4 protein-coding genes are annotated in these 6,551 nt (G+C 70.1%); all 4 read left to right on the top strand.

The genetic code is table 11. The features are described from left to right. Positions 1–3,415 (top strand): transcription-repair coupling factor (mfd, locus tag VFX99_RS12590; RefSeq protein WP_329666634.1); only part of this gene is annotated, 3,415 nt, incomplete at its 5' end. A 58-nt stretch (positions 3,416–3,473) separates the two neighbouring features. Next, positions 3,474–5,165, top strand: a complete 1,692-nt coding sequence (locus tag VFX99_RS12585) for an MFS transporter (protein WP_329666633.1) — start codon at positions 3,474–3,476, stop codon at positions 5,163–5,165. A 46-nt stretch (positions 5,166–5,211) separates the two neighbouring features. Next, positions 5,212–5,928, top strand: coding sequence for a DUF2652 domain-containing protein (locus VFX99_RS12580; RefSeq protein ID WP_329666632.1), 717 nt, complete (start codon positions 5,212–5,214; stop codon positions 5,926–5,928). A gap of 16 nt (positions 5,929–5,944) precedes the next feature. Continuing rightward, positions 5,945–6,544 carry a gamma carbonic anhydrase family protein gene (locus VFX99_RS12575; RefSeq protein ID WP_329666631.1) on the top strand — a complete coding sequence of 200 codons (600 nt, stop codon included), beginning with the start codon at positions 5,945–5,947 and terminating at the stop codon, positions 6,542–6,544. Positions 6,545–6,551 lie beyond the last annotated feature (7 nt).

Genomic DNA, 6,551 nt, shown 5'->3' with positions numbered 1-6,551 from the left:
CGAATCGCTCGGCCCCGCGCTGGAGGCGCTCCTTCCCGGAGCCGAGGTCATGCATTTCCCGGCGTGGGAGACGCTGCCGCACGAGCGCCTCAGCCCGAGCCCCGAGACCGTGGGCCACCGCCTCGACGTGCTCGGGCGCATCGCGCGCTGGAGGGGCGAGACGCCGCTCGTGGTCACGGCGTCCGTGCGGGGTGCGCTGCAGCCGCTGGCTGCAGGCCTCGCCGACGCAGCCGAGGTGCATCTGGCGGTCGGCGAGCGCGGGCACGATCTCGCCGACGTCGCGGAACGGCTCGTCGAGCTCGCCTATCACCGCGTCGACATGGTCTCCCGCCGCGGCGAGTTCGCGATGCGCGGCGGCATCCTCGACGTCTTCCCGCCGATCGCAGACCACCCGTACCGTGTGGAGTTCTTCGGCGACGAGGTGGACCAGATCCGCGCCTTCTCCGTCGCCGACCAACGCTCCCTCCCCGGCGAGGTGCCGGCCGTCGACCTCCCGGCGAGCCGCGAGCTTTTGCTGACCCAGGCGGTGCGCGATCGCGCGAGGCAGCTCAAGGACGAATTCCCCGGCATCCGAGGGATGCTCGAGAAGATGGCCGAGGGCATCCCGGCGGAGGGCATGGAGTCGCTGATCCCGGCGCTCGTCGACGACATCGTGACCGTCGTGGACTACCTTCCGGAGGGGTCGGCGATCGCGCTGGTCGATCCCGAGCGCTCGGTCACCCGGGCGATCACCCTGCTCGAGACGAACCGTGAGTTCCTGGAGGCCGCGTGGAGCGCGGCGACCGCAGGGGCGGCGAGCCCGGTCGACCTCGGTTCGGGGGATTTCGTCAGCCTGCCGCAGCTGCGCGAAGCAGCCGTCGATCGCGGCATCGCATGGTGGACGCTCAGCGCCTTCGATTCGGGAGCCGCGGATGCCTCGGCGGAGGGCCTCCTCGAGGGTTCGGGCGCGGGCGACACGGCGATCCGCGTCCCGGGTTCGTCGGTCCCGTCGTTCCAGGGCAACGTCGACGGGGCCACCGCGCATGTGGGTGGGCTGCTCGCGGACGGCTGGCGCGTCGTCGTCACAGCCTCCGGCACCGGGCTGGTGGAGCGCGCCCGTGACGTGCTCGCGGAGCGGGGGATCGCGGCGCGGCGGGTCGACGCGGTCATCGAGCCGCCCGAGCCCGGCGTCGCACACGTCGTGCTCTCGACCCTCGAGCGCGGGTTCCAGGTGCCCGATGCGAAGCTCGCCGTCCTCACCGAGGCCGAGTTCTACGGGCGGACCATCGGCGGCGATCAGCGCCTGGTCAAGAAGCTCGCGTCGCGACGGCGAAACGTCGTCGATCCCCTGCAGCTGAAGATGGGCGACTACGTCGTGCACGTCACGCACGGCATCGGCAGATTCGTGGAACTCACCCAGCGCGAGGTCTCCAGCGGCGGGCGCAACCCGGTCAAGAGCGTCCGGGAGTACCTGGTGCTCGAGTACGCGCCGTCCAAGCGCGGCTACCCCGGCGACAAGCTGTTCGTGCCGACCGATCAGCTCGACCTCCTCTCGCGGTATGTCGGCGGTGAGGCGCCCACCCTCTCGAAGATGGGCGGCAGCGACTGGGCGCAGGCCAAGGGCAAGGCCCGGCGAGCCGTGCGCGACATCGCGGTCGAGCTGGTCAAGCTGTACTCCGCGCGCATGGCGGCCAAGGGCCACGCCTTCGGTCCCGACACGCCCTGGCAGCGCGAGCTCGAGGAGGCGTTCCCGTTCGCCGAGACCCCGGACCAGCTGCAGACGATCGACGAGATCAAGGCCGACATGGAGAAGGCCATCCCGATGGACCGACTGCTCTCAGGTGATGTCGGCTTCGGCAAGACCGAGGTCGCCGTACGGGCGTCCTTCAAGGCCATCCAGGACGGCAAGCAGGTCGCGATGCTGGTGCCGACGACGCTCCTGGTCAAACAGCACCTCGAGACTTTCACCGAGCGCTTCGCCGGTTTCCCGGTGCAGGTGCGGGCGCTGTCGCGCTTCCAGACCGACAAGCAGGCGCGCGACACCCTCGCCGGCCTGACCGACGGCACCGTCGACATGGTCATCGGCACCCACCGCATCCTCACGGAGAAGGTCATCTTCAAGGATCTCGGCCTGCTCATCATCGACGAGGAGCAGCGGTTCGGAGTCGAGCACAAGGATCAGCTGAAGAAGCTGAAGACCAACGTCGACATCCTCGCCATGAGCGCGACGCCGATCCCGCGGACGCTCGAGATGGCGGTCACCGGCATCCGCGAGATGTCGACGCTGCAGACCCCGCCCGAGGACCGGCATCCGATCCTCACCTACGTCGGCGCCCGCAACGACAAGCAGATCGCCGCCGCCATCCGCCGCGAGCTGCTCCGCGAGGGGCAGGTGTTCTACGTGCACAACCGCGTGCAGTCCATCCAGCGGGTGGCCGCGCACCTGGCCGAGCTGGTTCCCGAAGCGCGGGTGGCCGTGGCCCACGGGCAGATGGGAGAGCACGCGCTCGAGCAGGTCGTCGACGACTTCTGGGAGCGCCGCGCCGACGTGCTGGTCTCGACGACGATCATCGAGACGGGTCTGGACATCGCCAACGCGAACACGATCATCATCGACCGCGCCGACAAGTACGGCCTCTCACAGCTGCACCAGCTGCGAGGTCGCGTCGGCCGCGCCCGCGAGCGCGCCTACGCCTACTTCCTCTACGACGAGAATAATCCGCTGTCCGAGACCGCGGCCGACCGCCTGGAGACGATCGCCGTCAACAACGACCTGGGCAGCGGGATGCAGGTCGCACTGAAGGACCTCGAACTGCGCGGCGCCGGCAATCTGCTGGGCGCCGAGCAGGCGGGCCATATCGCCGGCGTGGGCTTCGATCTCTACCTGCGCATGATCGGCGAGGCGGTCGCCACGTTCCGCGGTGAGGAGACCGAGGGGCCGACCGAGCTGCGGCTGGAGCTGCCGGTCCAGGCCCGCATCCCCGAGTCGTACATCGACAGCGAGCGGCTGCGGCTCGAGGCGTACCAGAAGCTCTCGGCCGCGGCATCCCTCACTGCGAAGGACGACGCGATCGACGCCGTCGTCGAAGAGCTGCGCGACCGGTACGGAGAGCTGCCGGCCGAGGCCGAGGGACTGCTCGCCGTGGCGAGGCTGCGCCGGCGCGCCGCCCAGGCGGGCCTCGCCGATGTCGTCGCAATGGGTCCGAACCTGCGCATCGCGCCCGCCGACCTCGCCGACTCGATGCGGGTGCGGCTCCAGCGGCTGTACCCGAGCGCGAAGGTGCTCGCCGGGGGAGAGGCGCTGGTAATCCCCCTCCCGCGCGCGGACGGGGAGCGGGTGGCGGATGCCGAACTCATCGCCTGGGTACGCCAGCTGCTGGATCAGCTGTTCCCGCTGACGGTCGCCGTGCCGGCCGAGGCGGCGCCGGCCTCCTGACGGAGGCGCCCCTTCAGTTCGCTGGCCAGGGACCGGGCGCAGGCCTTAGAGTCACCGCATGGGCCCAGAGGCGAGCCGCAGCAGGCTCGCGGAGGCCGCAGCCGCTTTCACGAGCAATTGGCGGAACCCGAATCTGCGGCGCGCCCAGCTCAGTTTCCTGGGTGCGTGGACGGCCGAGTGGGCGTTCACCGTCGCACTCGGCATCGTCGCCTATAACGACGGCGGCGCGCTCGCCCTCGGCCTGGTGGGGCTGCTGAGGATGCTTCCCTCTGCACTCCTGGCACCGCTGCTGTCCCCGTTCGCCGACCGAGGTCGGCGCGAGCGTGTTCTGGTCGTGGTCTCCACGCTCCGCGGCCTCGCCACCGCGATCGCTGCGGTGACGGTGGCACTGGCGGGGCCTGTGATCGTCGTCTACGCGCTGGCCGTGCTCTCCACGATCGCCGCCACCCTGTTCCGGCCCGCGCACTCGGCGCTTCTGCCGACACTGTGCCGCACCGGCCACGAACTGGCCAGCGCCAACGTCGTGCGGGGTCTGCTCGATTCCGTGGCCACGCTCGTGGGTCCCCTGCTGGCGGCGGTCCTGCTCGCGTTCACCGACGTGTCGGTCGTCTTCGCGGTGGCGGCGGCGTCGTCGTTCTGGGCCGCGCTTCTGCTGCTGCGGGTGCGCTACGACGCCCCGCCGCGCCCGGCCGCGGCGCGCCGCCCCCACCTGCTGAAGGAGGCGGTCGAGGGTGTGCGCGCCGTTGCGCGGAGTCGTGACCTCCTGCTCATCCTGGGCCTTGCGGCAGCCCAATCCCTGACCCGCGGTGCGCTCACGGTGTTCTCGGTGGTCGTCGCGATCGAGCTGCTGGGGACCGGCGATCCCGGGGTGGGAGCGCTCATGGCGGCCGTCGGCGTCGGGGCGGTGGCGGGTTCGCTCGGGGCGTCCCTGCTGGTGGGAACCGGTCGACTGGGTGCGTGGTTCGCCGTCGGAGTCGGCCTGTGGGGGCTGCCGATCGCGCTGGTGGGCGTCTTTCCGCAGGAGGCCGCGGCGCTCTTTCTGCTCGCCTTCGTCGGAGTGGGCAACGCGCTGATCGATGTCGCGGGTTTCACGCTCATCGGGCGACTGGCACCCGATGCGGTGCTGGCGCGTGTCTTCGGAGTGCTGGAGAGCCTGGTCGCGGTGTCGATCGGGCTCGGTGCGATCCTCGCCTCGGCGGTGATCGAATGGCTCGGGGTCGAGGCGGCGCTGATCTCGATCGGGCTGGTGTGCCCGGTTCTCGCGGTGGCATCGTGGTGGCGGCTCCGCCGTCTGGACAGATCCGTCGACCTCCTCGACCTGGACATCGGGCTCCTCCAGCAGGTCCCCATGTTCCACCCGCTGCCGTTGCCGGCGATCGAGCAGCTGGCCCGCGGTCTGGAGCCCATGGAGGTGCCGGCGGGCCGAGCGGTCATCACCCAGGGCGACATCGGCGACCGCTACTACGTGATCGAGTCGGGCGAAGCCGACGTCGTGGGCGACGGCAGCGTCGTGGCGACGCTGGGGCCGGGGGAGGGCTTCGGCGAGATCGCGCTGCTGCGCCGCACCCGCCGGACCGCCACCGTCGTGGCTCGGACCGCCTTGGGGCTGCGTGCGCTCGGCTCGGATCGATTCATCTCCGTCGTCCTCGGCTACACCCCGAGCGCACAGGCGGCCGCCGCCGGAGTGGATCACCAGCTCGACCGGTTCCGGCCGCGGGAGCCGTTCGACGAACCGCCGGCCGCGACATGACTGTTCGGTCAGTTGAGATGGGGCGGCGCAGATGGGAGTGTGAGGCATGACGTCCGAGCGTGCCGCCCTCCTGATCGCGGACATCGGCGGCTACACCGAGTACATGAGCACGCACCGCATGAGCCTGGCTCACGCCGAGGTCAACACGGCACGGATTCTCGACCGGATGATCCAGGCCGCCCGCGGGTTCGACCTCGTCGAGATCGAGGGGGACGCCGCGTTCCTGTCCCGCCGGGCCGGCAGCAAGAACCCTGATCAGACCGTCACCGAAATCCTGCAGGTCGCTGTCGCCATGCATCGCGCCTTCCACCTCGAGCGTCAGTACGTCGCGACGAACCTCTGTCCGTGCGGCGGCTGCAAAGAGGCAGGGAATCTCAAGCTGAAGTTCGTGGCGCACGTGGGTGAGGTGGCCACCCAGAACATCCGCGGGCGTACCAAGCTGGTCGGAATCGACGTGATCCTCGTCCACCGGCTGCTGAAGAATCCGGTGGGGATACCCGAGTACGTTCTGCTGTCCGAGGAGCTGTACAGCACCGACGAGGCTTCGCTGCCCGCTCCGGTCCACGAGATCTCGCCCGATCTCGAGGGGATCGGCACCGTCCGCGCGTACTTCGTCGACGTGGCCGACCTCGACGGCTCCCTGGCGCCGCTGCGCGCGCCGTCCTGGCGGGCGCGGCTCGGCAGTACGTTCGCGGCGGTCGGGCAGGGCATGCCCTACATGCTCGGCCTGAAACAGCCCCGGAAAGTGCGGTACTCCAAGTGAACAGGCGGAGGGGACGATGAAGTTCGAGCATCTCGGGGCGAAGCCCCGCATCCATCGCGACGCGGTCGTCTCGCCGACGGCGGTGATCAGCGGAGATGTCGAGATCGGCGCCGATTGCCAGATCCTGCACGGTGCCGTCATCACTGCGGAGGGAGGCCCCATCACGCTCGGCGAGAACGTCATCGTGATGGAGAACGCCCTCATCCGCGCCAGCTCGACCAACCCCGTGCACATCGGCGACCACACGCTGGTCGGTCCGATGGCCAGCGTCTCGGGAGCCACGATCGGCGACGAGGTGTTCCTCGCGACCGGAACGCGGATCTTCAACGGCGCTCGCATCGGCGAACGCAGCGAGGTGCGCATCAACGCCGTCGTCCACCTGCGCTCGGTGCTGCCACCGCAGAGCGTGGTTCCGATCGGCTGGGTCGCGGTCGGGGATCCGGTCCAGATCCTCCCGCCCGAGCGTCACGAGGAGATCTGGGCGGCGCAGAAGGAGCTGGACTTCCCCGGATACGTCTTCGGCATCGACCGCGAGACACCGGACCTGATGGTCCAGCTCACGGAGCGGTACGGCCGCAGCCTCGCACGGCACGAACGCGACGTCCAACTCGACTGATCGCCCG

This window comes from Microbacterium sp. (assembly GCF_036277215.1).
GTDB lineage: Bacteria > Actinomycetota > Actinomycetes > Actinomycetales > Microbacteriaceae > Microbacterium.
The sequence above is the reverse complement of the archived record's forward strand: the minus strand, read 5'-3'. Positions and strand labels throughout refer to the sequence as shown.